The following is a 26,125-nucleotide window of genomic DNA, read 5'->3' on the forward strand; positions in this document are numbered from 1 at the left end:
ATCCCGCGGTGACCAGAAGCGTTGTCACCCCGGTCTCGGCCCAGATGCGCTGCAACGCGATGTTCATCTGACGCCGCAGGATCTGGTCCCGCGCGCCGGAGGGTTCATCCAGAAACAGGACGCGGGGTTCGCTGACCACGGCGCGCGCGCGATGGCGACGCGCTGGCGCTTACCGCCGGACACCGCGCCCGGCAGGGCGTCCTCATAGCCCCACCCAGCGCAGCGGCAGGGTGATGTTGCGCGTCACGGTCCGCAATCGCGACTTTGCACAGCGCCTCGATACTTGTGGTGATGCCCGCTTCGGTCATCGGGATGATGCCGCGGTCTGCCACCGAATCGACGAAGTTCCCCGCTTCCCGTCGGCCCTGACGCCGGCGCGCAATCCGGACTTGGTCCGCCCTGCGGCACCCCAGCCAGGGTGGGGTGGCAACAGGCCCCTCATCTGCAGACCGCCCGCTTTCCCGGCAATTGTTGCACCTTCTGCAAAGTCTTCGATCACGGGCGGCAGCTGCTGCGGAAAGCAGTTGACAGAATCGGACTGGAAACCTTTCCTCGACGAACCATTCAAGGATTGGTTCGTCGATGCCGACACCCCGCCGCAATCCGGTCGTGACCGACAGCGCCAACGTGGTGCGGGCGCGGCTTCTGGCGATGATCGAGGGCGGCGGGCTTCCCGCCGACGGGCGGCTTCCGACCGAGCGGGACCTTTCGGACAGCATGGGAATCGGGCGTCGGGCGGTGCGCAGTGCGCTGGAATCCCTGCTGGCCGAGGGGCTGATCTGGCGCAAGCAGGGCAAGGGCACCTTTGCCGGACAGGCCCCCGACAAGACTCAGCTTCTCGCGGCCGAAATCGTGGGCGAGACCAACGTCGTCGACGTCATGGAGGCGCGGCTGTGCATCGAGCCGGTCCTGGCCGCGATGGCCGCACGGCATGCGCTTCCCCAGGATATCGACCGGATGCGCAATCTGGCGCAGCGGATTCTGCAGGCCGGGGACCCTGACTCGATCGAGCTTTGGGACGGCGCGCTGCACCGGCTGATCGCGCGGACGGCGAAGAACAAGCCGCTGCTGACCGCCTTTTCGATGATCGACGAAATCCGCGGCAACCAGGATTGGCGCGGGGTCCGGCAGAAGGCGCGCTCGATGCGGTCGCTGCAGGACCGGAATGCCGAGCATGTCGAGATCATCAAATGCATCGAAGCCGGTGACGGGCCGGGGGCGGAAGCGGCGATGCGCAAGCACCTGACGACGCTGGCGGACAACCTGAAGCGCATTCTTACCCCGGACGGAGGCTGAAGTGACCGGCATCACCCTGAAGACGATCGCGGCGGCCGAAGAGATCATGGGCGTGGAATACACCCCGGAAGAACGCCAGCTGATGCTGGACAATCTTGAGGGCCAGATTGCCTCGGCCCTGGCGCGGCGGGCCGTTCCGCTGCCGAACCATGTGCCGATGGCGATGCGCTTCGACCCGCGCTTGGCCGATTTCGCGATGCCGCACGGGGCGGACAGGCTGAAGCTTTCTTCCGTGATTGCGATGCTTCCGAAAGACGACGAGGATATCGCCTTTGCCCCCGTCACCCATCTGGCCGCCTGGATCAAGGCCGGTGCCCTGACCAGTCGGCGGCTGACCCAGATCTACCTGGACCGGATCACCGCCCTGGACCCAAAGCTGGAATGCTGGGCACAGGTGACGCCGAACCTCGCCCTGGCCGAGGCGGATGCGGCGGACGCCTTGACGCGCGTCGGGGTGAACCTCGGCCCGCTGCACGGCATTCCCTATGGTCTGAAAGACCTCTTCGACGCCAGAGGCACGATCACCGGCTGGGGGGCCGAACCCTTCCGCGACCGCATCGCCGACAGTGACGCGACCATCGTGAAGAAACTCCGCGCGGCGGGGGCGGTATTGCTGGGCAAGACCACCGTGGGGGCGCTGGCCTACAACGACATCTGGTATGGTGGCGTCACCCGCAATCCGTGGAACCTGAACGAAGGCTCCAGCGGGTCGTCGGCCGGGTCGGCCAGCGCCACGGCGGCGGGGCTGTGCGCCTTTGCCATCGGGACCGAGACACTGGGGTCGATCACCTCTCCCAGCCAGCGATGCGGCACGACGGGCCTGCGCCCGACTTTCGGGCGGGTCAGCCGGGCAGGGGGCATGGCGCTGTGCAATTCTCTCGACAAGGTCGGCCCGATCTGCCGGTCGGTCGAGGATACGGCCATCGTCCTTGCCGCCCTGAACGGCGCGGACCCGGCCGACCGGTCGACCATCGCCGCGCCCTTCGTCTTTGACGCCGGTGCCGACTACAGCGGGCTGACCGTCGGCTACCTGCCCGAAGCTTTCGGCGAAGGTGCGACGGCGGTGGACCACGCTGCGCTGGACGCGATGCGCAAGCTGGGCGTCCGGGTCGTGGAGGCCACTCTCCCCGATCTGCCCTATGGCGCGTTGATGAACATCCTCTTCGCCGAGGCCGCTGCCAGTTTCGAGGACCTGACCCTGTCGAACCAGGACGACACGCTCACCTGGCAGGACGCCGCCGCCTGGCCGAACGCCATGCGCAAGGCGCGCTTCCTGTCGGCGGTAGATCATGTCCAGCTTGACCGGCTGCGCTATCTGGTCATGCAGGCGCTGGACGGGCTTTTCCGGCAGTGCGACGTCCTGATCGGCCCCTTCATGACCGGGCCGATGCTGATCGCCTCGAACTACACCGGCCACCCCTGTCTGCATCTGCGGGCGGGGTTCGAGGACCTGGGCACCCGCAGCCCAGCCTCGCTCGCCTCGGGCAAATTGACCACGGGAGAGGCGGCAGGGGGCAAGACCTACACCGTGCCGCAGGGCATCTCGCTTTGGGGGCGGCTTTTCGACGAGGGGCCGATCCTGCGGCTGGGCATGGCGCTGGAGACGGCGTTGGACGTAGCGGGCAAAAGGCCCGGATTTCCGACGTAAGCGACAACCGACCCGCAGCCAATGTGGGCAGACGATTAACGGGCCGCGCAACCGGCCTTCCACCAAAAGTCCGCACCCGCGGCCAATCAACAGGGAAAACGACATGAAGCGCAGAGACTTCCTTCTGAACTCGACAGCGGTGATGGGCGGCAGCGTGCTGATGGGCGGCTTTGCCCTGCCCGCACTGGCGCAGGACACGCCTGTCTCGGGTGGCACGCTGATCTGGGGCCACTCCGAGACGACGCAGAACCTGGACATGCACCAGACCGGCACGGCGTCTTCGGGGCGGGTGCTGCAGAACATCCATTCGTCCATCGTCACTGTGGACGCCAACCTGAAGGTCATCCCCGGCCTTGCCGAAAGCTTCGAGGTGGCCCCTGACGGGCTGACCTACACCTTCAAGCTGCGGCCCAACGTCAAATTCCACAACGGCGCGACGATGACCTCCGCCGACGTGAAATACAGTTTCGAGCGCTGCAAGGACCCGGCCACCGGCGCGGTGAACTTCGAGGTGTTCAACAACGTCGCCGCCATCGAGACGCCCGATGACTTGACCGTCGTCATCAAGATGAGCGCCGTCAACGCGCCCTTCCTGTCGCGCCTTTCGGAAAACGGCGCGGGCGTGATCATGCCGGTGGATTCGGGTCCGACCCAGGGCACCAACCCGATGGGCGCGGGCCCCTTCAAGTTCGACAGCTACGAGGTCGGCACCGTGGTCAAGATGTCGCGCTTCGACGATTACTGGGAAGGCCCCGCTTTCCTGGACGCCGTGGAAGCGCGCGAGATCACCGAACCCACCACCCGTCTCACCGGCCTTCGCACCGCCGAGTTGCACATGATCAACGACATCCCGCTGGACCGTGTCGGTGAAATCGAGGGCGACGCCGGGCTGCAGGTGAAAAAGTGGTTCCCGCTGAACTTCGACTTCATCAACATGAATCACACGTTCGAGCCGTTCAAGGACAAGCGCGTCCGCGTGGCCTTCGACATGATCATCGACAAGGAGGCGCTGATGCAGGGCGCGCTCTGGGGTCAGGGGGCCACCACCGCCTCGCCCAGCTTCCCGACCGATGCCGCCTACAACAAGGACATCGCCCCCCGCCCGCAGGACATCGAAGGCGCCAAGGCGATGCTGGCCGAGGCGGGCTATCCCGAGGGCAGCCTGAACATCGTCTTCAAGGCTACCACCAACTACCCCTACCACATCGAGACCGCACAGATCCTTGTCGAATGGTTCAAGATGGCCGGCGTCAACCTGACCATCGAACAGCTGACCTGGGCCGACTGGCTGTCGCAGTGCTGGGTCGACAAGGACTACCAGATGACGATGATGAACTTCTTCACGCTCTGGGAAAGCGACTTCCTGTATTACTCGGTCTGGAACTCGAAAGGCGCGTTCAACTACCGCAACATCAGTGACCCGATCATTGACGAGCTGACGGAAAAGGCCCGCGTCACCGTGGACGATGCCGCCCGTGCAGACGTTTACAAGGCAGTGCAGAAGCAGATCTGGGACGAGGCGCATGACATCGTCCTGTGGTTCCGCAATGGCACCATTGGCGCGCAGCCGTCGGTCATGGGGCTGGATACCGTCGTGCATCCGAACGGGTCGAACCTCAACTTCCACAAGGTCTGGCTGAAAGCCTGACGCATCCTCCGGCGGGCCGCATCTGGCCCGCCGGTTCCCCCGGGGCTTCCGCCATGACCTATGTCCTGAACCGACTTCTGTCGGTCATCCTGACGCTGTTCCTGATCACGCTGGTGACCTTCGCCGTCACCAACATCCTGCCCGGCGACGTGGCGATGATGATCATGGGCACCCAGTCGAATCCCGAGGCGCTGGAGGGCCTGCGCCAGTCCCTTGGCCTGAACGAACCCCTCCTCGTGCAATACGGCAACTGGATCGGCGGGCTTCTGACCGGGGATTGGGGCACCTCGCTGATCTTCAAGAAACCGATCGCCGAGCTTCTGGCGCAGAAGGCCGTCGCCTCGGGGATCATCGTCGTCATGTCGATGACCATCGCGTTGGCCTTGGCCGTGCCCCTGGGCGTCTGGGCCGCCGTCCACCGCGACAAATGGCAGGATACCGTCAGTTCCTCGGCCTCGCTGATGGGCGTGTCCCTGCCCGACTTCTTCTGGGGGATCGTGATGATCCTGGTCTTTGCCCGCTGGCTGGGCTGGTTCCCCTCCTCGGGCATCGTGGAGCCGTCCGAGGATTTCCTCGGCTCCTTGCACTACGCCTTCCTCCCCTCCCTCGCGCTTGGCCTTGGCCTCATGGCGCACCTGACGCGGATGACCCGCTCCACCATGACCGGAATCCTGGGGCAAGAGTTCATCCGGGTGGCCCGTGCCAAGGGCTTGCGGGAATCCACCGTCATCTGGCGCTATGCGCTGGCCAATGCCATCGGGCCGGTCATCACCATCGCAGGCCTGCAGATCGGCTATCTCTTCGGCTCGATCATCGTGATGGAAAGCCTCTTCGGCTATACCGGCATGGGCTGGCTGACCTATCAGGCGCTTCTCAACCGAGACCTGCCCTTGATCCAGGCCACCGTCTTCGTCATCGCCGCCGTGGTGATGATCACGAACCTTCTCGTCGATCTTCTCTACGTCCTGATCGACCCGCGCGTGAAGCTGGGGTGAGCGGGATGAAGCGCTTCAAGACCACCAAAGGCCTGATCGGGATCGTGCTTCTGACGCTGATCGCACTCATTGCCATCCTCGGCCCGATGATCCTGCCGCCCGACGCCGCGACCAAGATGGACATGCTGGCCCGCCGCTCGCCCCCGACCTGGACCCACCTTCTCGGCACCGACCAGCTGGGCCGCGACATGCTCTACCGCGTCATCCTCGGCGCGCGCACGTCGCTGGAGATCGCCGTCACGGCTGTCCTGATGAGCATCGTCCTCGGCCTGCCCCTCGGCCTTGTCTCCGGCTACTTCGGCGGCTGGATCGACAACGTGCTGATGCGCCTGGTGGATACACTCCTCGCCTTCCCGGCGCTCCTGCTGGCGCTCACCATCAGCGCGGTCCTCGGCCCCAACGTGCAGAACACCATCATCGCCATCGGCATCGCCTTCACCCCCTACCTTGCCCGCATCATCCGCGGCGAGGCGCTGAAGGTCGCGCAGATGCCTTATGTCGAGGCCGCCCGCGCCTCGGGCACCACCGACGGGATGATCATGCTGCGCCACGTGTTGCCGAACATCATGCCCGCGGTGATCGTGCAGGCGACCATCAGCCTCGCCTTCGCCATCCTGGCCGAGGCGGGGCTCTCGTTCCTTGGCCTCGGAACCCAGCCCCCGGCGGCAAGTTGGGGTCTGATGATCCAGGCCAGCCGCGACCAGCTGGACGTGGCCCCCTGGACGGCCCTTGTCCCCGGGGCGGCGGTGGCGCTGACGGTCCTGGGCCTCAACATGTTCGGGGACGTCCTGCGCGACATCCTTGACCCGAAGTCGAAATAGGGGGTGGCGATGAAGGATATCGTCTCGGTCGATCACCTGAGGGTCGAATTCGCCACCGACAGCGGCCCCGTCGTGGGGGTCGAGGATGTGTCCTTCACCATCGCACCGGGCGAGACCGTCTGCGTCGTCGGCGAAAGCGGGTCGGGGAAGTCCGTGACCTCCCTCTCCCTCATGCGCCTCGTCGAATTCGGCGGCGGCACCATCGCCGCAGGCGCCTTGCGCTTCCGCCGCGCCGACGGCACCGAGCTTGATGTCGCCGCCGCCTCGCCCGCGGTGATGGGCGAAGTGCGCGGCAACGAGATCGGGATGATCTTCCAGGAACCGATGACGGCCCTGAACCCGGTCTTCACCATCGAGCGCCAGCTCACCGACGGCCTCATGCTCCACAAGGGCCTGAGCCAGTCCCAAGCCTCCGCCCGCGCGCTTGAGCTTCTGAAAAGCGTCCGCATCCCCGAACCCGAACGCCGCCTCAAGCAATACCCCCATGAACTCTCCGGCGGCATGCGCCAGCGCGTGGTGATCGCGATGGCGATGGCCTGCGAGCCGAAGCTTCTGATCGCGGATGAGCCGACCACGGCGCTGGACGTGACGATCCAGGCCGAAATCCTCGCACTCATCAACCGCCTGAAGCGCGAAAAGGGCATGGCGGTCCTGTTCATCACCCACGATATGGCCGTCGTGGCGCAGATGGCCGACCGCGTGGTCGTGATGTATCGCGGCAAGATCGTGGAAACCGGGACCGTGGACCAAATCTTCACCGCGCCGCAACAGGACTACACCAAGGCCCTCCTCGCCGCCGTGCCGAAACTGGGCGAGATGAAGGGCAAGCCCGCCCCCGAACGCATGCGCCTGATCGGGGACGAAGCCGCCCGCGCGGCGCGGGTTGCCCCGGCAGCGCGGAAGAAGGAAGTCCTCCTCGACGTCCGCCACCTCACCACCCGCTTCCCCGTCAAGGGCGGCATCCTGCGCCGCACCACCGCCCAGGTCCACGCGGTGGAAGACGTCAGCTTCACGCTCAACGTCGGCGAAACCCTGGCCCTCGTCGGCGAATCCGGCTGCGGCAAGTCCTCTTGCGGGCGGTCGATCCTGCGCCTCGTCCAGCCCACCAGCGGCGAGGTCTGGATCGGTGGCCGTGACATCGGCGCGCTGAACCCCCACGACCTGCGCAAAGCCCGCGCCGACATGCAGATGGTCTTCCAGGACCCCTTCGCCAGCCTCAACCCCTACCGCCGCCTCAAGGACCAGGTGGCCGAGCCCATCGTGAACTTCGGCCTCGCCTCGGGGGCTGCGCTGAAAGCCCGCGTCGAGGAACTCTTCGACCGCGTCCACCTCCCCCGCGCCTTCATGAACCGCTTCCCGCATGAGCTGTCGGGCGGCCAAAGACAGCGCGTCGCCATCGCCCGCGCCCTTGCCGTGAACCCCAAGCTGATCGTCGCCGATGAAGCCGTCTCCGCCCTCGACGTCTCGGTCCAGGCCCAAGTCCTGAACCTGATGATGGAGCTGCAGGAGGACCTCGGCCTCTCCTACCTCTTCATCTCTCATGACATGGCCGTCGTCGAACGCGTGGCACACCAGGTGGGCGTCATGTATCTTGGCCGCATCGTCGAGATCGGCCCCCGCGCGGCGATCTTCGAAAGCCCGGCGCACAGCTACACGCGCCAACTCCTCTCGGCCGTCCCCATCGCCGACCCCACCAAACGCCGCTTTGCCGATGACCTTTCGTTCAAGCCGATCAAGTCGCCGATCTTTCCGCTGGGGCACCAACCCGCCCCATCGGTCTATACCGAAGTGGCCCCCGGCCATTTCGTCCTGAAGGACTAGGGAGGAACCCATGCCGATCAAGAACCGTCTGGCCGAGATGCAGGCCGAAATCACCGCCTGGCGCCGTGACCTGCACGAAAACCCCGAGCTGATGTACGACGTCCACCGCACCGCCGCCACGGTCGCCGACCGCCTGCGCGAGTTCGGTTGCGACGAAGTCGTGACCGGCATCGGCCGCACCGGCGTCGTGGGCGTGATCAAGGGCAAGACCGACAGCCGCGGCCATGTCGTGGGCCTGCGCGCCGACATGGACGCTTTGCCGATCCTGGAAGCCACCAACCTTCCCTACGCCTCCAAGACCCCCGGCAAGATGCACGCCTGCGGCCATGACGGGCATACCGCCATGCTCTTGGGTGCCGCGAAATACCTGTGCGAAACCCGCAACTTCGACGGCCGCGTCGCGGTGATCTTCCAGCCCGCCGAAGAGGGCGGCGCAGGGGGTGAGGCGATGGTAAAGGACGGGCTGATCGAACGGTTCGGCATCAAGGAGGTCTACGGGATGCACAACTCCCCCGGCCTGCCCGTCGGGCAGTTCTCGATCAAGCCCGGCCCGTTCTATGCCGCCACCGACAACTTCACAGTCCACCTGCGCGGCAAGGGCGGCCACGCGGCCTATCCACACCGTACCGTCGACACCACCGTCATGGCCTGCCAGACCGTCATGGCGCTGCAGACCATCGTCTCGCGCAACTCAGACCCGCTTGAATCCATCGTCGTCTCCGTCACCTCGATGAAGACCGAATCCGAGGCCTGGAACGTCATCCCCGAACGCGTCGAGCTGCGCGGCACCGTCCGCACTTTCGACGCGGGGGTGCGCAAGCTGGCCGAGGAACGCTTCCGCGCGCTGGTCAATGGCACCGTCGCGGGCTTCGGCGGGTCGGTGGAGATTGACTGGCGTCCGGGCTACCCGGCGATGGTCAACGCCGAACGCGAAACCGACTTCGCCGCCAAAGTCGCCGAAAAGATCGGCGGCGCGGGGGCGGTGGACACCAACTGCCCCGCGATCATGGGCGGCGAGGATTTCGCCTACATGCTCCAGGTGGTCCCCGGCGCCTACATCCAGGTCGGCAACGGCGACACGGCGGAAGTCCACCACCCCGCCTACAACTTCAACGACGAAGCCATCCCCTTCGGCGCGTCTTACTGGGCCGAACTCGTCGAAACCCGCATGCCTGCGGCTTAAAGGAAACAGCATGGACTGGTCAGATTACCTTGAGGCCAACCAGGCCCGCTTCGTCGACGAGTTGGTGGACTTCGTCCGCATCCCCTCGGTCTCCGCAGCCCCCGCCCACATTCCCGACGTGGTCGCCGCAGGCAACTGGGTCGTCGACCGCCTGAAGGCCGCCGGGATGGAGAACGTCCGCATGATGCCGACCGAAGGCCACCCGGTCGTCTATGCCGACTGGCTTCACGCGCCGGGCAAGCCGACCATCCTGATCTACGGCCATTTCGACGTGCAACCGGCGGAGCCGTTCGACCTCTGGCAGACCCCGCCCTTCGAGCCTGAAGTGCGCGACGGCAAGGTCTGGGGCCGGGGTGCCTCGGACGACAAGGGCGGCATGCTGATCCCGATCCTGTCCGTCGAGGCGATGCTGAAGACGAAGGGCAAGCTTCCGGTCAACGTGAAGATGTTCTTCGAGGGCCAGGAAGAGATCGGCTCCCCCCACCTGCCGCCTTTCATCAAGGCCAACGGCGCGCTTCTGAAGGCCGACATGATCTTCTCCGCCGACGGCAGCCAGTGGGGCGAGGATCAGCCGAACCTGATCACCGGCCTCAAGGGCCTTGTGGCCGCCGAGATCACCGTCAGCGGAGCCAAGGGCGACCAGCACTCCGGCCAGCAGGGCGGCGGGATCGCCAACCCGATCCAGGGCCTAGCGCAGATCATCGCCTCGATGAAAGGCGCGAACGGCAAGATCACCGTCCCCGGCTTCTACGACGACGTCATTGACCTGACGGTCGAGGACCGCGCCGCCTTTGCCCGGGTGCCCTTCGACGAGGCCGCCTATATCGCCGACCTCGGCATCCCCGACACCTTCGGCGAGGAAGGCTATACCACCCGCGAACGCCTCTGGGGCCGCCCTACGCTAGAGATGAACGGCATCTGGGGCGGCTGGCAGGGCAGCGGCATCAAGACCGTTCTGCCCGCCGAGGCGCATGCCAAGATCACCTGCCGTCTGGTCGCGAACCAGAAGCCCGACGCGATCTTCGACCTCCTCCGCGCCCACATCCAGGCTTCCTGCCCCAAAGGCCTTCGCGTCAGCGTCACCCGCCTTCCCGGCAGCGCTGACCCCTTCCTTGTCCCCCCCGGCCACAACGCCAGCTCTGCCGCCGCCGAGGTGCTGACCGAAGTTTACGGCAAAGCCCCCTACATCACCCGCACCGGCGGCTCGATCCCGGTGATGACGATGCTTCTGAACGAGCTTGGAGTCCACGCCACCGTCTTTGCCTTCGGCATGAACGACGAAAACCTGCACGCCCCGAACGAATTCTTCCGTCTGTCGAACTTCCGCACGGGCCAGACCGCCTATTGCCGACTGCTGGAACGGCTCGCGACGACCTAGAACCAAGGGGGGCTGATCCGTTGGGGATGGCGTGACACGCGCGCCCCGCGTGGCGCGGGACACGGGAACTGGAAAGGATCAATGCGCGCCGTTTGCGATTGAAGTGCTCCTGTTCGGTGCGCGGATGGATGGTGGCGGGGGGAGGCCACTTTTCGGGGCAGGGCAAGCCTGAACACACCGACAAACTGGGTCGACAGGAAACCGATCGGAAGCATTGCGGTCCGCAGCCTGTCCCGGAAACGGGCGTCGGGGTCAGCATCCGTTAACTTTAAATTAACTGCTTTATGCATGTTGCCCGAATCTGCCGTCGCGGTATGGTCGGCACGCGCGGACACGACCGTGGGCCGCACTTTCGATTGGGGTGGGAAAGCAAATGGCTCAAAGCGGTTCTGTTGGTGACATATTGCACCCGCTTGATGCGGCAGAGTGGCATTTGTGGGTGCTGCGCATCTCGAAGATCATTGCACGCGCCTGGACGGACGACGCTTTCAAGGACCAACTGTTCGCCGATCCCGCCGCGGCGTTGCGGGCTGTGGGACTGGCGGTCCCGGAGGGTGCCGAAGTGGTGGTCGAGGACGGTGCGACCGGCTGGTCGATGAGCGGCTCATCCTTGGCGCGACTGGATCGCCTGACCTTGCCGCTGCCACCGAAACCGACGGCTGATGCGCTGCTCAAGGCCTGGGCGGACGGTGAGACCGGCCATCCGCCCATTCTGTCGGATCAGGGCATGGTGGCATTTGCCGGGCTGCCCGCCAATGCAGGCGGCGCAGCGCCCTGGCGGGCGGCGGACGGGCGACTCGTCGCCGCGGATGGCGGGTATCTGACGTCGGACGCAGCGGCGCGGCGGGTTGCGGAAGCCCGCCGCATTGTGGACGACAGCGACTTTTCCAGCGCCGAGGCCGCCGCGCGCCGCACAGCCGAAGCACGGCGGATTGTCGAGGACGAAGATCCCCCGGCCCTGGATGCTGCGGCTCGTCGCGCAACCGAAGCACGGCGGATTGTCGATGACACTGGTCCGGAAGGCGCGGCCAGCTTGGGACGCCGCACGGCCGAAGGTCGGCGCGTCGGCGATGACGAGGGTCCTGCCGAGGCTGCGGGACGTCGCGTGACGGAAGGGCGCAGGATGACCGAAGACGGTGATGGCCCCGGCCCGTCGGAGGGGCCTGGGACTGCCGGACAAAAGCCCACAGGGCCCAAGAAGTGATAGGCTGACGCGCAGGCACCGGGTAAGGAACTGAACGTCTGGCCGCCTGGTCGTTCGGAACTCTGGAGGGTGCTTGACCGTCAAACCCGACTTGCAGACGCTGATCCGACATCGAGAGCAGGCCTTTGCGCGCCCGCTTTGCCCGAAGTTCATTCTGGATCACCACCGGGCAGGACGGTCTGACGGCGTGATTGACGCCTGCGCGATCGATATCGACATATCTGGCTTCTCCCGGGTGACCGACGCCCTTAGCGCGCGCGGACCAGAGGGTGCCGAACTGCTGGCCGATGTCATCCGGGCGATCTTCGAACCACTGACCGCTTGCGTTCACGAATTTGGCGGCTTTGTCGCCAATTACGTGGGCGACGGGTTCCTGGCCCTGTTCCCCCAGGCGCCGGGTCTGGAAGATGCCTTGCGGCGCGGTCTGGCCGCCGGATGGGAAATGCGCCAGACGATCCGGTCGCGCCACAAGTTTCGCACGCCGTTCGGGACATTCGAAATCAATGCCCGCATCGGCATCGCCGAGGGACAGGTGCGCTGGCGCATCTTTGGCGACCCTCAGGGCCGGCGCCACATCTACTACTTTGACGGCAGCCCTATCGTCGAGGTTGCCAAAGTGCGCCAGCTTGCCGGTCTGGGAGAGCTTTTTGCAACGTCGGCCAGCGCAGCGCGGTTTGCCGAAGTCGCCACGACAAGGCCCACGGGTGATGACCTTGCCTGCCACGTCGAGAATGTCGACAACCTGCCGCTTCCATCGGTTCTTGAACCCGCGCCGGTCGCGGTCGATCCCCTGGTTGCCGAGTTCGTCCCCGAGAGCATCGCCACAGCCAGCGGCACCGGGGAATTCCGCCAGACAGTGAACCTGTTTCTGAAGGTGGAGTTTCCCGACCGCGATCTGGACCGCTTCGTCCAGGCGATCTTTCAGGCTCAGGACCGGTTCGGCGGGTTTATCAATGGGCTGACAGACGGCGACAAGGGCTGCAGCGCGCTGGTCTTCTGGGGTGCGCCGATCGCCACCGAAGATGATATCGGGCGGGCGCTGGAGTTCTGCAGTCACGTCCTGACCCGCCCCGATCTGACGATCAGCGCCGGGCTGACTTGCGGGCTTGCGCATGCGGGCTTTTCCGGATCGACGCGCCAGGCGGTCTATACCTGCTCCAGTCGCCATGTGAACCTTGCCGCGCGGTTCATGTCGGCGGCCAAGCCTGGCGCGCTCTATCTGGACCGGGCCGCGCGGGACCACGCGTTGGAGCGTTTCGAGACTGATTTCGTGGGCAATCTTGAACTGAAGGGGTTTTCCGAGCCTCAGCCGGTCTATGCGCTGGGCCCTCGGAAAGTCAGCCAGACCCGGGTCGCCACGACGGGCGAGATCGTGGAACGCGAGGCGGAGCTCTCCGAACTGCTGGGCACGGTGGAGACGGTTTTTCAAACCGGCCAGGCCGGAGCCGCAGCCGTCATTGGCAGTGCCGGTTCAGGCAAGACTGCGGTTCTGACGGCGCTGGAGGAACGGGTTCTTGCATTGGTGGCAAAGGGCGCGGCACCGGATGCCCGGATCGTCCGCCTGACGGCCGAGACCGGTCTGGGTCGGCCGTTCGGCCCGTTTCGCAAGGCGCTGGAGACTGTGCTGGGGTTGGCAGGAGTGGCGGCGGGCGACCAGCGCCGCACAACGTTCGATGCGGCACTGGCCCGGCTTCAGACCGGCACGGACAGCGTGCCGGTGAAGGAAGAACTTGGTTTGGTGCGGTTTTACCTGGCCGCTCTGGTGGATGTGAACCTGGCGGGGTCGACCTTTGCCCAGGTCCCCGAACTGCGCACCCGCAACATCGCGCGCGCTTTGATTGTGGCGCTGCAGGCCCTGGCAGGATCCCGGCGGCTGATCGTGATCGCCGACGACCTGAACGCCTTTGATGCGGATTCGCTGGACAGCCTGCGTCAGTTGACGGACCAGACGGCGGTCCCGGTCGCGGTGATCGCCTCCAGCAGGCTGGACGACCGGGGCGAGGTCCCCGCACTTCCCTTTGCGCCCGAGCGGTTGGTGACCACCATTTCCATGCGGCCGCTAAGCGCGGAAGCCGTGCGGGTGGTTGCGGAAACTGCCCTTGGCGCGCCCGTGTCGACCCGGGTGGTGGACTATCTTCTGGCGAAGACCGGGGGAAATCCGCTTTACCTGGAACAACTTATCCTGACGCTGAACACCTCGGGGGATTTTCTGCATCGCGGGGCAGGCCAGACCACGCGGGTCGAGCTGGCCCCGAATGCCTCGGCACACATCCCGCAAGGATTAAGCGGGGTGCTGGTCGCCCGGATCGACCGGCTGCCGGCGCGGCTGAAATCGGTGATCCAGGTGGCGGCGGTCCTGGGCTACGAGTTCGAGGTGCCGCTTCTGGCCGCGATGCTGGGCGACGATGCCCTGGTGGCGGGCGCGCTGGAGGCCGGGCAGGCGCAGCAGATCTGGGATGAGCAGTCGCCGGGGCGGTTCCGCTTTCGCCACGCCATGCTGCGCGATTCCGTCTATGACATGCAGCTTGTCGTCGTGCGGCGCAATCTGCACAGGCAGGCGGCGCAGGCGCTGGAACAGCTTGAGGGCCAGCCCGACCTCTTGCGACTGGGGGCCTTGGCCTATCACTTCGAACATGCCGAGATGCCCGAGATGGCGCAGCGCTACCTGCTGCGGGCAGGCGACATGGCACATGACAGCTATGACGTGCCAAATGCGGTGCGCTACTACCGGCTTTTGCTGAAACACGAGATCGAGACAGGATTGCAGGTCAGGGTCGCGGCCCGGCTTGGGGCTTTGCTCGTGCTGACCGGCGACTGGGAGGAAGCGCTTGCGACGCTGGACAGCGGCCTTTCGGCAATCCTCGGGGCCGATGATCCCGCCCAGGAGCTTGAAATCCTGATTGCCCTGGGTGACGTGCTGCGCCAGTCGGGCGATTTCGCCCGCGCGCGCGAGCGTCTGGAACTGGCCCGCGCCATCGCCCGCCGGTCGGGCAATGAACTGATGCTGTGCAAGGCTTTGGGTATTCTGGCCGGGACCTACAAGTATAGCGGCGATTACCCCCGCGCTTTGGTGATCTACCAGGAGGCGCTGGTCGTTGCCGAGCGCGTGCAGGAAGACAACATGATTGCGGTGTCCCTGGCCGGCATCGCCTCGATCCACGGGCTGCTTGGGGCCTATGAGAAGGCCATTGACCACAACCGCCGGGCAATTCCCATTCTGGAGCGGCTTGGCAACCGGCATGAGCTGGTCTATCCGATCGCCAATCTGGGCATTGATCTTTACACGATCGGCGAACACGAAGAGGCGCTGGCAATTCTTGAACGGGCGCTGCTTGAATCCAGTGCCATCGGCGACCGCACCGGGATCTGGTTCGCCTATCATTTCATTGGGCGTCTGCACCATGAAACCGGCGCCTTCCAGCGCGCGATACAGGCTTATGAACGGGCAATGCTGGATCGCCGCACATTGGGCGGCGACAGCATTCCCTATAACACCTTGCCGCATCTGGCGTCGGCGAAGGCATCACTGGGTCAGGATGCGGCCGCCATTGCGGCGCTGTCAGCCCATCTTGATGTGCTGGACGGCGGCGAGCCGGATCACGAACATGGCCTGACCTATATGGAGATCGCCGGGCTTCTCAGCCGTCTTGCAGACCTTGCCGCCGAGGATCGGGCGGCGCTGGACACTCTTGCGGCCCGGGTCTTTGGCGATGATCCGCTGGACTGGCTGAAGGCAGCGGAAGAACGCGCCCGTGCCGGTGAGTCCATGGGCCTGAACAGCCGCATCAGAATTCTGGTTGCCTGCGCGGCGCACTGGTTTGCGCAAGGGGGGATAACGGCCAAGGTCACCGGTTGCCTTGCCGCCGGGGAACGTCTGGCAACCACATTCGCGATGGCCAGAGAGGCCGGGTTCGTGCGGGACCGGGCGCGGGAAATGGGGATCAGCGCCGATGACCTTGCCCGGGCCGATCCGCTTTATCAGCCCTTTGACACCGCGTGACCCTGGGCGGGCGGCTTGGCAAACACCATCAGCTGCATCGCCAGAGGAATGACCACCTGGTCATCGCCATAGCTGTCGAACAGCCGCGCAACTGCGTCGCGCACCCGCTGACGGCCAGCCTCGTCCAACCGGCGCATCAGGTATTCGCCTTCCAGGAAGGCAAGGTATTCGCTGACGGACATCCGCATCAGCAGTTCAAAGGACCGGGCCGCTTGCAGGTCCATGCCGGTGTGCAGATGCACCAGCCGGGCCAGGACCGCGGGGTCCGAGACATCCTGCTCGCTGGCAACACTGCGCAGGACGTCCGGCTGTTCGGCGGCGACGGTTTCGCGCAGAATGCGGTTGTAAAGCTTGTCTATCGACCCTTCCTTCGGAGGCCCGTCGACCACAACCGCCATCCTGCCGCCGCTGCGCAGAACGCGCCCGACCTCTTTCAGGGTCGCTTCGACCGGCACCATCACCGCAAGTCCCATGTGATTGAGCACGCAGTCGACGCTGTTGTCCTGCAACGGCAGGTCCTGCGATTGCGCGAGGAAAAGCCGCACCGCGGGCGCGTTCAGCCGCTGCCGGGTCCGTTCGATCTGCTCGGCCACGAAATCGACGCCGATCAGGTTTTCGGGCGGCAAACCCCGCTCCAGCAGGACCTCGGACAGCCGCCCCGAGCCGCAGCCCAGATCCAGCACCACCGGCGCCGTGCCGTCCAGCGCCGACGCTTCGGCCTCGATCGCAAGCAAGGCGTAGCTGCTTGGACCCAGGGTGGTTTCGACATCGGGGAAAGACCCGTCGAAGTTGACGTGAAAGCGCCGCACGAAATCCGTGAACAGCCTCTGGCTTTCAGGCTTGGGCGGGTTTTCGGCCATCAGGCGTTCAATGGTTCGGCCGGGCAGAACCGGTGCAACCGTTCGATGAACCGGTCAGGGTCTGCGAAACCGACGGCAGCGGCCAGATCGGCCATGCTGCGGGCAGGGTCAAGGCTGGCCCGCTGGCAATAGCGCGCCAAGGCCGCGCGGTCAGGGCCTTCGCAGGGGCGCAGCCCGTCGCTTTGGTCACGCGTCAGCGCGTCTTGCAGCACGGTCTGGTACATCCCTTCGTCGTGCAATGCGGCGATGACCTCGGTCGCCGGCCGGCGGGCGCGGGCGCGGGCCAGCGAGATCGAACCTTCGCCCAGACGGTAGCCTTCCAGAAGATAGAAATCGACCAGCGCGCCAGAGGTGATCCGGCCATCGCCACTACGGGCAAGGCAGGTGTCGCGGTCGGCAAGCCGGTTGAACTTTGTGGTCCGGTTGAAGCGGAACCCCGACCGCGCCGTGCGTTGCCACGCGCCATCCGCCAGCAGATCCAGCATCTCCAGCGCGTCGAGGCGTTTCTGGTCGACCCGGCTAGCCCCCGACAGGGCGTCGATTTCCGCCCGCGGCAGACCCAGGCGCGCGGCGTCGTCCACCAGGCGCTCATGGCTGCGCTGCCAATAGGGCGTGGCGGCGATGACCTCCAGCAAAGCCTGGGCGCTGGCCAGGGACAGGCCCCCGTCGCGCACGGCAAGATCCAGCGTTGCACGAAGATTGACCATCGCTTCGCTGAGCGGCCGATGGCCGATGGCATGCGGGGCGTGGATCACCGCAACTTCGTCATCCGCGTCAAGAAACCCGCTTCGATACCACTGATAGATGCGTCCGACGCCGACCATTCCGAATGCATCAAGCTCTGCCGCACGCAAGGCGCCCATGCTGGCGGCCCCGAAAACCGGAATCCCGCAGTCCAGGGCATGCAGGATCTCTTTGTGCCAGACGGCGGGCACCAGCTGGAAATAACCGTCGATGATCCCGATGGCATCCGGTTTTTCAGGGACAAGCGACAGGATATCGCCTTGTGAGACCGGCGGCAGATAGCGTGCTGCCAGCCGGTCCTGCGCTGCGGCCCGGTCCAGGGTCGGTCCAAGGAAGATGACGATGCCGCTCATGGTCTTGCCTCCCCGCGCAGGGCATCAACCCGCAGCCCGGCTGGCATGTTCCAGCGTCCGAGAAATCCGTCGATCCGCGCGCCGGGTGCTGCCTTGTTGTCGATGGTGGGTTCGACCAGGCCCGGAACGACCACCTTCACGACCGGGATGCCGATGTCCGCGATGCTTAGATCGACGACCACCACCCGACCGAAACCCTGCCGGACCAGCAGGGCCAGCATCTGCCCAAGATCGACCGCGACATCATCGCTGACCCAGCCACCCACGTCGCGAAAGTCGGTTGCCACAGTGCCGCGTTCCAGCCAGGCCAGCCAGCCCCGTCGGTTCCGGGCGGTCTGGATGCCGGCGTAGTCGTCGCGGAAAAGATCATCGCGCGCGCCAGAGATATAGGTCAGCCGCGACTGCACGGCTTCGGTGATCGCGCGCGACAGCGCGACGCCCGGATCGGGATGGCAGCCATAGCCCTGAAACGTCCCGATTGGCGCGCCAAGGATACGGCTTCCCGGTCGGTCGGACATCGAGCAGCCAAAGGACGGCACGCCGAGGTCGCTGTATTGGACCCAGATGTGCAGGTCGATCTGCGCGGCCTTGATCCTGTCGATCAGCCAAAGGCACAAGGGATCATCAATTGTCGCGGTGTCGATCAGCGCCGGTTCATGCCCGACCCGCTGCGAATATGCCTGATGCAGGCAGGTTGCATCGCGCTCGATCACTTCGCACAATGCGTGCAGGGTGGCCTCTTCCAGGGTATTGCCCGCGCCAAGCCCGTTGGAGCTGGTCAGAAAGACCCGGTCCGAGGGGGCGTCGCTGCGCAGATCGCAGGTGACGACGTCGCGCGGCACCCTGACCGGGCAATCGGCAATCAGATCGCGGCCGCGGACCCAGGTCAGCGGTCGCTGCTCAAGGTTGTTCTCGTGACCCGACATCAGCGAAAGCCGTGCGGGATCTACCGCATGTGCGGCCCCCAGCTTTTCATAGGTCGCCACCTCGACGTCTCTTGGCGTGCGTTCGGCATGGAAAAGCTCGATCGCTTCCATCGCCGCCGAGACACGCGCATGGGTCAGCGTCACGCCCTTGCCTTGCGACACGGACAACGAGCGGGCATTCGGCCGGATCGCATTGCAGACGGGTATGCCGATGCCATCAAGTCCGGTCACGTCGGCGACCCGCGTGATACCCACATCCGGAAGGATCGGGACGATCCGCGCCCAGGTTTCGGCGGGATCGGCGGTCCGGTGCGTTCCTGAAAAGAAGCGCTTCGTCGTTGTGGTGGCTGTCTGCGTGTCTTGCATAAGGGAAACATTGGCGCATTATCTTCGCCGAGGGAAGTCGCAGAGTGCTGAAGGAAGCATTTACCAAAAACGACCGCTCTGGATTGCAATCAAGGCGGGGCACAACTTGTACAGACGCAGCAAGAAACTAAACGCCAAAGCGACACGCATTCACGCCCGGCGCCAAATGGCAGAGCAGGGCGCAAAAAGACCCGCACCCTTTTCGCACCAGCATCTGGCTGTTTTCGAGCGACAGGTTCACGGGGTTGTCGTGGTGCCAGGCGACCCTGATTATGAAACGGCGCGACAGGTATTTTTCCGGCAATTCCAGCGGTTTCCCGAAATCATCGTCTATTGCGAATGCGCAAACGATGTCGCCGCCTGTCTGGCGCTTGCGGCTGAATTCGGTCTGGAGGTCGTCTGCCGCTCGGGCGGGCACAGTTCGGCGGGCTTCTCGATCAACAACGGCATGGTCGTTGACCTGAGCCGCATGAATTCCGTCTGGGTGGACACGGTCGCGAAACGCGCAATCGTGGGGGGTGGGACATCCTTCCATCGGCTGAATGCTGTCCTCTCTGACCACGGGCTGCATGTCCCAGGGGGCGGCTGCGATGATGTCTGCATCGGCGGCTATATGCAGGGCGGCGGGTATGGCTTCACCTCGCGCGAGTTCGGAATGAACTGCGACTGCGTGACCGGCTTTGAAATGATGCTGTGGAACGGCGGAATTGTTGCGGCGAATGCCACGACCAACGCCGACCTTTTCTGGTCGGTGCGGGGGGGCATGGGTGGGAATTTCGGGGTCCTGCTGAGTGTCACATATGCCCTTGTCGATCTGGGCGAAATGGCCGGATTCGGGCTAAGCTGGTCCGCCACCGACGCCCCGGCGGCATTGGTTGCCTTGCAGTCGCAATTCATCGCGGGAACGGCAACCAGCAAGCTTGGCTATCAATGCGCGGTGATGATCCAGGACGGCAGCCCCCGGCTCTACATGCGGGGCCTGTTCAACGGCGACACAAAAGCCTGCAAGGCGATGATAAAGCCGCTTGTGGACCTTCCGGGCACGTCACTCGATATCGAACTGACGGGGCGGTATGCTTTGCTGAACCAGGAATTGCTGGAAAAGCCAGTGCCGATCCCCACTGCGCCCGACTTTGTCTTCGAGGAAACGCAGGCCGGTTACATCGATAGGATGCTCGACGCGGCCGAATGGGCTGCGATGATGGATTTCATGGCAACCTCTCCAAACGACTGGAACGATATCGGCATCGAGCCGTACGGCGGGGCGATCACGCGTCAGGACGACCCGAATGCCTTTATTCACCGCAATGTCTTCATGAACCTGTTCATGGAAGTGTTCTGGTTCCGGCAAGAGGAATACGACGTCAACATCGCATGGCTTGACCGGTTCATGGCCCTGATGGCGCCGTGCATGAACGGCCAGACCTATCAGAATTATCCCCGTGCGGGCACAATGGCCCCGCAACGCGCGTATTGGGCCGATCACCTGGGTACGCTGGCCAAGGTGAAATCCAAATACAACCCGTCCGACTGGTTCGCAAATCCGCACCACATCCTGCCGCCACTGATGCAGCCTCCGGGCGCCCCTCCGCCTGTGGGGCCGAAATTTCCCGACGAACCCATCGCCTATTCCCGCCCGCCGCAACGGTCAGGTCAAGTGTGATGGATTTCAATCTTGGCAAAGTGTTGCAGTCCGCCATTGGACGCGCCTGCCTATAGGGCGCGTCAGACAGCGGATGCCGCAGGCCTAGTCGGGCAGACCTGCTGTCAGGCGCGCAAAGCCCTCGACCGCCTCGCGAGCGACCCGGAATCGCTCCAGCCGGTGGGTGTGCCGCTGGTCGGTCGCCCGGACCAGTCGCCCCGGTCGCGGGTCGGGAGGGGTGAGGCCTGAAGCCTCGGCGGCCATGCGGGCAAGGCCTGCGGCTGTCTGTTCGGTCTCATTGGGCAGGAACAGGTCATGGCCTGCGACCTCGGACAGGAACTGGACGAAGTAGGGGTTCTGCGACAGGCCGCCGTCGACCGAGATCGGACCCTGGAACGGCTGCAGCGCCGCCATTGCCGCCAGCACCTCGGCCGTGCGCAGGGCGATCCCCTCCAGAAGCGCCTGCATCAGGTCGGCCTTGCCATCGGCCAGCGACAATCCCATCCAGGCCCCCCGCGCAGCCCGGTTCCAGTGCGGGCAGCCAAGACCGGCCAGGGCGGGAACAAACGTGATGCCCCGGTCGATGGCGGGCGGATTGGCGAAACCGGAAATCGCGTCGAAGTCGGGAAAAAGCCCAAGCTCTCCCGCCCAGTTGACCGCCGAGGCCGCGGCATAGACCCCACCATCCAGCGCATGGACGACCGGATGTCCAGCCTTTTGCCAGGCTATCGTGGGAAGGGGGCCAGGCTGCTGTGGCCGCATGGGTCCCGCCGTCAGGCACTGGACGAACGCGCCGGTGCCGAAGGTCACTTTGGCTGCCCCAGGCTCGCCGCAGCCATGTCCGAAAAGCGCGGCCTGCTGGTCCACGATCGAAGCGGCAAGCCGGGCGCCGCCGGGAAGTGCTCCCAGATCACCCGAGGTTGGGCCGATCAGCGGCAGACACGCCATCGGCACGCCGAAAAGCGCGCAAAGATCGGCGTCCCAGGTGCCGGTCGCCAGGGCCATCAGCGAGGTGCGCGAGGCGGTGGCGATGTCGGTCTCGAACCGTCCGGTCAGCCGGTCGCGGAAGAAGGCATCCGTCGTGCCCAGCCGCAGCTGACCAAGGGCTGCAAGCTCGGCCGCGCGGGGCACATGGCGCATGATCCAGCCCAGCTTCGAGGCCGAGAAATACGCATCCAGTGGCAGGCCGGCGCGGGCCATCACCAGGGGCGCGGCCCCGTCGCGCTGCAGCGCCGTGGTCACGTCGGCGGTCCGGTCGTCCTGCCAAGTGATGACCGGACAAATCGGCCGCCCGTCGCGCGCATCCCAGGCAAGACAGCTTTCCCCCTGGTTGGCGAGCCCGACCACGTCCGCCGAGGCCGCCGTCAGACAGCGCCGGATGTTGGCCAGCAGCGCTTCGCCATCCTGCTCGACATGGCCGGGCGCGGGGTAGGTCTGGGCGTGGGACAGAGAGAGCGTGGGTATCAGTCGCCCGTCCGCATCCATCAGCAGAACCCGGGTGCTGGTCGTGCCCTGATCGATGGCTGCGATCTTCATGGCGTCTCGGCAATCGTCAGGGTCAGCGGGCCGGGCCCAAATGTGGATGGTAACGCCAGGGACAGGCGGCGTTCGGGCAGGCTGTCGATCCGGGTCGCGGCCAGGATGCGTCCGTCCTGCATCAGGCGCAGCTGGCCCTTCGCGGGGCGGTCCAGCCGGACTTGCAGGCTGTCGTACGGCCCGCCTGAGGCCCCGGCGCCGATAAGCTGTGGCACGGCCAGACGCAGTGCCGGATGGGCAAGCACCAGCCTTGAGCCATCCGGCTTTGGCAACTGGCCCTGCAAGGCCGCCAGGATGGCCTGGGCGGTTCGCTGACCTTCCGACCAGCACCAGCCCGCGGTTTCCACGCCGCGCAAGAGGTTGCCGCAGGCGAAGTAGGCAGGGTCGGACAGGCGGCCCCAGCGGTCGATCACCGGCCCGCCAGAGCCGGGGTCGATCTGAAGATGGCTTCCCTGCAGCAGCGCCACATCGGGGCGAAATCCGCCCGAGACGATGACACCGTCTGCGGGCAGGTCCCTTGGGCCTGCAGGAGTGGCAAGGGTCACGCCGTCCACCCGCGTCCGGCCATGAATCGCGGTGATCTCGCTGTGCAGAAGGATCGGGACCCGCAGCGCCGCCGCCAGCCAGCGGACCGGGGACCGCGTCGTGATCCGGCTTTCCGGTTCGATCATCGCCAGGGGTCTGATCCCGGCATGGCGGCAGGTCAGCAGCGCCGAGAAGGCGACCAGCTCGGTTCCCAGGATCACTGGCTGACGGAACGGTCGCTGATGGTTGAGATAGACCATCCCCTGCAAGGCCCCGGTCGACAGGACCCCGCCTGGCTTTTCCCCGCCGATCAGCCGGGCCGCCCGGCTGGCCTCGCGCACGCCGGTGGCCAGAAGGACGGCCTTCGCGGTCAGGGTGGCAGGCCCCGCATCATCCGTGATCTCGACGACTCCGCCAGGGCGCAGGGCGGTGGCGGTCGTGCAGGTGCGGATCGTCACGCCGGCGCTCAGGGCGGTATCCCTCAGGCGCGCGGCATAGTCGGGGCCGCGCAGCAGGCGGTGAAACTCGCGCATGCCGAACGGGTAGTGGCCGCAATGTCGGGGAATCCCGCCCGCCTGCGCTTCCCGCTCCAGCACCAGAACGCGCCGCCCCGCGCGCGCCAGGGCGGTGGCCGCCCCCAGGCCCGCCGGACCGCTGCCGATCACGATGACTTCGGCCTCAGTCATGGGAAGGCCCCACCATCGGCTGCGCCAGGCGCCCTTCGGTCATCCGGGCAAGTTCGGCTGAACAATAGAAGCCCTGACAACGCCCCATCGTCACCCGCGTCCGCCGCTTCAACCCCGCAAGACTGCCCGCGGCCAGGGGACCGGTCAGCGCCGCTTCGATCTCGCGCCGGGTCACCAGTTCGCAGTGACAGACGATCCCGCCATGTCCCGGGCACTGCCAATCGCGGGTGCCGTCGACCGAGATGTTGGGCATCCGGGGCCAGACCGGGTCGGCGATGGCAGTGTCGTGGCGCCCGGCCAGCCGCACGACATGCGCCGCGATGCCAAGCGCTGCCGAAAGGCCGGTGGACCTGATCCCGCCGACGCAGATGTAGCCCGGCGCAAGGTCGGTGCGGATGCGGTATTCCTTTGCCTCGGTCGCCGGGCGCAGGCCTGCATAAACCGCCGTGACCTCGTGCCCGGCGAGCGCGGGCAGGATCTCTGTGCCCCGCTGCATCAGCGCCTGCAAGGTCGCGCGTTCGACCGTCGCGTGTTCGCGGTCGTCCTGCTCTTCGGCCGTCGGCCCGACCAGAAGGTTGCCAAAGGCCGTGCGGCACACGACGATGCCCTTGGTGATCTTGGTCGGGACCGGCAGCAGGATGTGGCCTGCCAGGGCGGCAGCGGTCTTGTCATAGACGACGAACTGCCCCTTGCGCGGGCGGATGGTGAACCAGCTTTCCCCGGTGACCCGCCGGTCGACCTCATCCCCCCACAGGCCCGCCGCGTTGATGACAAGGCTTGCCGAGACCTCTCCGGCCGTGGTCGCCAGATGCCACCCGTCGCCCGAGCGCCGACCGGCCAGCACTTCGGCTTGGCGCATCAGCACCGCCCCATTGGCCAGGGCCTGCAGAAGATAGCCATGCGCGGCGGACCAGGGGTCGATCAGATGCTCGCCTGGCACCCGGAAACCCGCCCGCACGGCAGGCGAGAGCGCGGGCTCCAGCGCGCGCGCCTCGGGTCCGGTCAAGGGCTGCACGTCCGTCACGCCGTTGGCCAGAGCCTGAGCGACAAGCGCTGGAAGCCCGGCCTCTTCTTCCTCGGTCCAGGCCAGCACCATCGCTCCGGCGCGGACCAGGGGCAGGCCCAGCCGGTCGCGGATGTCATGATACAGCGCATAACCTTCGCGGATGCAGGCCAGTTCGACCGACCCTTCAGGCGCGTCAAAACCCGTGTGCAGGATGGCGCTGTTGCCCTTGGACGCCCCGTCAAGCACGTCGACGGCCTTTTCCAGCACGACCACCTTCGCACCGGCCAGCGTGAAGGCCCGCGCCAAGGCGGCACCCACCACCCCGGCACCGATCACTGCGACGTCAAATGAAGCGGCCTGGTCTGCCTGATCCACGAGGTTCATTCACTTACCACGAGGTTTTCAACAGATATTGACTACTTGGTCATTTTCGTCAAGCTGATGGCCAAGGGCAGCCCGGGAATTTCACCATTCGGTCAAGAAAATTGTTGACCTGGGCCGCCCAAGACGGTCGGTTGGTCTGGGGAAGAGGATGAAGCCGCACGAACGACAGCCTCAGATCGAGGCGATCATCCGGCGTGAAGGGGAAGTGTCGGTCGAGATGCTTGCAGCCAGGTTCGACGTATCGGCCGAGACGATCCGCCGGGATCTGGGCAGTCTGGACGCGCTTGGCCGGGTCCAGAAGGTGCATGGCGGCGCGCGGCGCAGGCAGCTGATCCGCGAGCCAAGCCACGACGAGCGCCGGACTGTCGCCGCCGAGGCCAAGGCCGCCATCGGCCGCCGCCTGGCCCAATCGGTCGAGCCGGGCGAGACCCTGTTCATCGACACCGGATCAACCACCCTGGCCGCCGCGGAACCTCTGGCCGCAATTCCGAACCTGACGATCATCACCAACTCCTGCCGTCTGGCCGAGCGTCTTGCGCAGGCGGGCTCCGATGCGGCGATCCACCTTCTGGGCGGGCGCTACGGTGCCGACAATGCCCAGACCACCGGGGTTGCGGTCATCGAGCAGTTGCAGGTCTTTCGCGCCGACCGTGCGATCCTGACGGTGGCGGCGGTCGACCCCGACCAGGGCGCAATGGATGCAAGTCTGGACGAAGCGCAGATTGCCCGGGCGATGATCAAGGGGGCGCGGACGGTGACGATCCTGGCGGATTCCACCAAGTTCGGACGGCACGCAGCCTATGCGGTCTGCGCCATCGACGATGTCGACGCGATCATCAGCGACAATCAGTTGGACAAGGCGCACAGAGAGGCGCTGAAAGCCAGGGGAGTGGACTTGTGGACCTGAGAAGAACCGCAGCGGCAGGCGCACGATGCCGCACCTGATCAAGGCCTATGTCCGTATCGTCGACAGGATATCCGATTACGTCGGCTACCTTGCCGCCTCGCTGATCTTCGTGATGGTCGCGACGCTGCTTCTGGACGCGGTCACGCGCAACGTCCTGAACATCCCGATCCACTGGGCCATCGAATTCACCCAGTTC

18 protein-coding genes are annotated in these 26,125 nt (G+C 65.6%); 12 read left to right on the top strand and 6 right to left on the bottom strand.

Going from position 1 to position 26,125, the window contains the following annotated elements:
• The first annotated feature begins 582 nt into the window (after positions 1-582).
• The 10 genes from U1E69_RS03935 to U1E69_RS03980 all read left to right on the top strand — a co-directional run bounded on the left by U1E69_RS03935 (position 583) and on the right by U1E69_RS03980 (position 15,994).
• Positions 583-1,296 (top strand): FadR/GntR family transcriptional regulator, encoded by a 714-nt coding sequence (locus U1E69_RS03935; RefSeq protein ID WP_322243013.1) that lies wholly within the window; start codon positions 583-585, stop codon positions 1,294-1,296.
• 1 nt (position 1,297) lies between these two features.
• Positions 1,298-2,944, top strand: coding sequence for an amidase (locus U1E69_RS03940; RefSeq protein WP_322243014.1), 1,647 nt, complete (start codon positions 1,298-1,300; stop codon positions 2,942-2,944).
• Positions 2,945-3,047: 103 nt separating this feature from the next.
• Positions 3,048-4,592, top strand: a complete 1,545-nt coding sequence (locus U1E69_RS03945) for an ABC transporter substrate-binding protein (RefSeq protein WP_322243015.1) — start codon at positions 3,048-3,050, stop codon at positions 4,590-4,592.
• Positions 4,593-4,645: 53 nt separating this feature from the next.
• Positions 4,646-5,587, top strand: a complete 942-nt coding sequence (locus U1E69_RS03950; RefSeq protein ID WP_295080387.1) for an ABC transporter permease — start codon at positions 4,646-4,648, stop codon at positions 5,585-5,587.
• Between the two features lie 5 nt (positions 5,588-5,592).
• Complete coding sequence (locus U1E69_RS03955) at positions 5,593-6,408, top strand: ABC transporter permease (protein WP_322243016.1); 816 nt, start codon at positions 5,593-5,595, stop codon at positions 6,406-6,408.
• Between the two features lie 9 nt (positions 6,409-6,417).
• Positions 6,418-8,229, top strand: a complete 1,812-nt coding sequence (locus U1E69_RS03960; RefSeq protein ID WP_322243017.1) for an ABC transporter ATP-binding protein — start codon at positions 6,418-6,420, stop codon at positions 8,227-8,229.
• A 10-nt stretch (positions 8,230-8,239) separates the two neighbouring features.
• On the top strand, positions 8,240-9,412 hold the full coding sequence (locus U1E69_RS03965) for a M20 aminoacylase family protein (RefSeq protein WP_322243018.1): 1,173 nt from the start codon (positions 8,240-8,242) through the stop codon (positions 9,410-9,412).
• A gap of 10 nt (positions 9,413-9,422) precedes the next feature.
• Positions 9,423-10,790: a dipeptidase gene (locus tag U1E69_RS03970; protein WP_322243019.1), complete on the top strand. Its 1,368-nt coding sequence runs from the start codon at positions 9,423-9,425 to the stop codon at positions 10,788-10,790.
• A gap of 439 nt (positions 10,791-11,229) precedes the next feature.
• Positions 11,230-11,994 carry a nitrile hydratase subunit alpha gene (locus U1E69_RS03975; RefSeq protein ID WP_322243020.1) on the top strand — a complete coding sequence of 255 codons (765 nt, stop codon included), beginning with the start codon at positions 11,230-11,232 and terminating at the stop codon, positions 11,992-11,994.
• A gap of 73 nt (positions 11,995-12,067) precedes the next feature.
• Positions 12,068-15,994, top strand: coding sequence for a tetratricopeptide repeat protein (locus tag U1E69_RS03980; protein ID WP_322243021.1), 3,927 nt, complete (start codon positions 12,068-12,070; stop codon positions 15,992-15,994).
• On the opposite strand, the gene U1E69_RS03985 is transcribed toward U1E69_RS03980, so the two are convergent.
• The 3 genes from U1E69_RS03985 to U1E69_RS03995 are packed head-to-tail and all read right to left on the bottom strand — an operon-like array spanning position 15,973 to position 19,243.
• Positions 15,973-16,854 carry a class I SAM-dependent methyltransferase gene (locus tag U1E69_RS03985; RefSeq protein WP_322243022.1) on the bottom strand — a complete coding sequence of 294 codons (882 nt, stop codon included), beginning with the start codon at positions 16,852-16,854 and terminating at the stop codon, positions 15,973-15,975. The two genes, U1E69_RS03980 and U1E69_RS03985, sit on opposite strands and share 22 nt — an antisense overlap.
• Positions 16,854-17,951, bottom strand: a complete 1,098-nt coding sequence (locus tag U1E69_RS03990) for a TfuA-like protein (RefSeq protein WP_322243023.1) — start codon at positions 17,949-17,951, stop codon at positions 16,854-16,856. The genes U1E69_RS03985 and U1E69_RS03990 overlap by 1 nt, the downstream gene beginning before the upstream one ends.
• Entirely contained in the window at positions 17,948-19,243 is a 1,296-nt protein-coding gene (locus tag U1E69_RS03995; protein ID WP_322243024.1) for a YcaO-like family protein, read from the bottom strand. Before U1E69_RS03995 ends, U1E69_RS03990 begins: the two co-directional genes overlap by 4 nt.
• A 10-nt stretch (positions 19,244-19,253) precedes the next feature.
• On the opposite strand from U1E69_RS03995, the gene U1E69_RS04000 reads away from it, so the two are divergent.
• On the top strand, positions 19,254-20,906 hold the full coding sequence (locus tag U1E69_RS04000) for an FAD-binding oxidoreductase (RefSeq protein ID WP_322243025.1): 1,653 nt from the start codon (positions 19,254-19,256) through the stop codon (positions 20,904-20,906).
• An 84-nt stretch (positions 20,907-20,990) separates the two neighbouring features.
• Here U1E69_RS04000 and U1E69_RS04005 read toward each other — a convergent pair whose 3' ends face one another.
• The 3 genes from U1E69_RS04005 to U1E69_RS04015 are packed head-to-tail and all read right to left on the bottom strand — an operon-like array spanning position 20,991 to position 25,022.
• Positions 20,991-22,421, bottom strand: coding sequence for an FGGY family carbohydrate kinase (locus U1E69_RS04005; protein WP_322243026.1), 1,431 nt, complete (start codon positions 22,419-22,421; stop codon positions 20,991-20,993).
• Positions 22,418-23,632, bottom strand: a complete 1,215-nt coding sequence (locus tag U1E69_RS04010; protein ID WP_322243027.1) for an NAD(P)/FAD-dependent oxidoreductase — start codon at positions 23,630-23,632, stop codon at positions 22,418-22,420. Before U1E69_RS04010 ends, U1E69_RS04005 begins: the two co-directional genes overlap by 4 nt.
• Positions 23,625-25,022, bottom strand: a complete 1,398-nt coding sequence (locus U1E69_RS04015; protein ID WP_322243028.1) for an NAD(P)/FAD-dependent oxidoreductase — start codon at positions 25,020-25,022, stop codon at positions 23,625-23,627. The genes U1E69_RS04010 and U1E69_RS04015 overlap by 8 nt, the downstream gene beginning before the upstream one ends.
• A gap of 148 nt (positions 25,023-25,170) precedes the next feature.
• On the opposite strand from U1E69_RS04015, the gene U1E69_RS04020 reads away from it, so the two are divergent.
• Positions 25,171-25,929, top strand: coding sequence for a DeoR/GlpR family DNA-binding transcription regulator (locus U1E69_RS04020; RefSeq protein WP_322243029.1), 759 nt, complete (start codon positions 25,171-25,173; stop codon positions 25,927-25,929).
• Positions 25,930-26,125: the final 196 nt, after the last annotated feature.

Origin of the sequence: Tabrizicola sp. (assembly GCF_034366665.1) — a bacterium.
In the GTDB taxonomy this organism is placed as follows: domain Bacteria; phylum Pseudomonadota; class Alphaproteobacteria; order Rhodobacterales; family Rhodobacteraceae; genus Tabrizicola.

Coding starts and splice junctions, on each gene's coding strand:
- U1E69_RS04015 (WP_322243028.1), bottom strand. CDS start 25,022: ATGAACCTCGTGGATCAGGCAGACCAGGCCGCTTCATTTGACGTCGCA.
- U1E69_RS03985 (WP_322243022.1), bottom strand. CDS start 16,854: ATGGCCGAAAACCCGCCCAAGCCTGAAAGCCAGAGGCTGTTCACGGAT.
- U1E69_RS03995 (WP_322243024.1), bottom strand. CDS start 19,243: ATGCAAGACACGCAGACAGCCACCACAACGACGAAGCGCTTCTTTTCA.
- U1E69_RS03945 (WP_322243015.1), top strand. CDS start 3,048: ATGAAGCGCAGAGACTTCCTTCTGAACTCGACAGCGGTGATGGGCGGC.
- U1E69_RS03960 (WP_322243017.1), top strand. CDS start 6,418: ATGAAGGATATCGTCTCGGTCGATCACCTGAGGGTCGAATTCGCCACC.
- U1E69_RS03970 (WP_322243019.1), top strand. CDS start 9,423: ATGGACTGGTCAGATTACCTTGAGGCCAACCAGGCCCGCTTCGTCGAC.
- U1E69_RS04005 (WP_322243026.1), bottom strand. CDS start 22,421: ATGAAGATCGCAGCCATCGATCAGGGCACGACCAGCACCCGGGTTCTG.
- U1E69_RS03965 (WP_322243018.1), top strand. CDS start 8,240: ATGCCGATCAAGAACCGTCTGGCCGAGATGCAGGCCGAAATCACCGCC.
- U1E69_RS03935 (WP_322243013.1), top strand. CDS start 583: ATGCCGACACCCCGCCGCAATCCGGTCGTGACCGACAGCGCCAACGTG.
- U1E69_RS03955 (WP_322243016.1), top strand. CDS start 5,593: ATGAAGCGCTTCAAGACCACCAAAGGCCTGATCGGGATCGTGCTTCTG.
- U1E69_RS03990 (WP_322243023.1), bottom strand. CDS start 17,951: ATGAGCGGCATCGTCATCTTCCTTGGACCGACCCTGGACCGGGCCGCA.
- U1E69_RS03950 (WP_295080387.1), top strand. CDS start 4,646: ATGACCTATGTCCTGAACCGACTTCTGTCGGTCATCCTGACGCTGTTC.
- U1E69_RS04020 (WP_322243029.1), top strand. CDS start 25,171: ATGAAGCCGCACGAACGACAGCCTCAGATCGAGGCGATCATCCGGCGT.
- U1E69_RS04010 (WP_322243027.1), bottom strand. CDS start 23,632: ATGACTGAGGCCGAAGTCATCGTGATCGGCAGCGGTCCGGCGGGCCTG.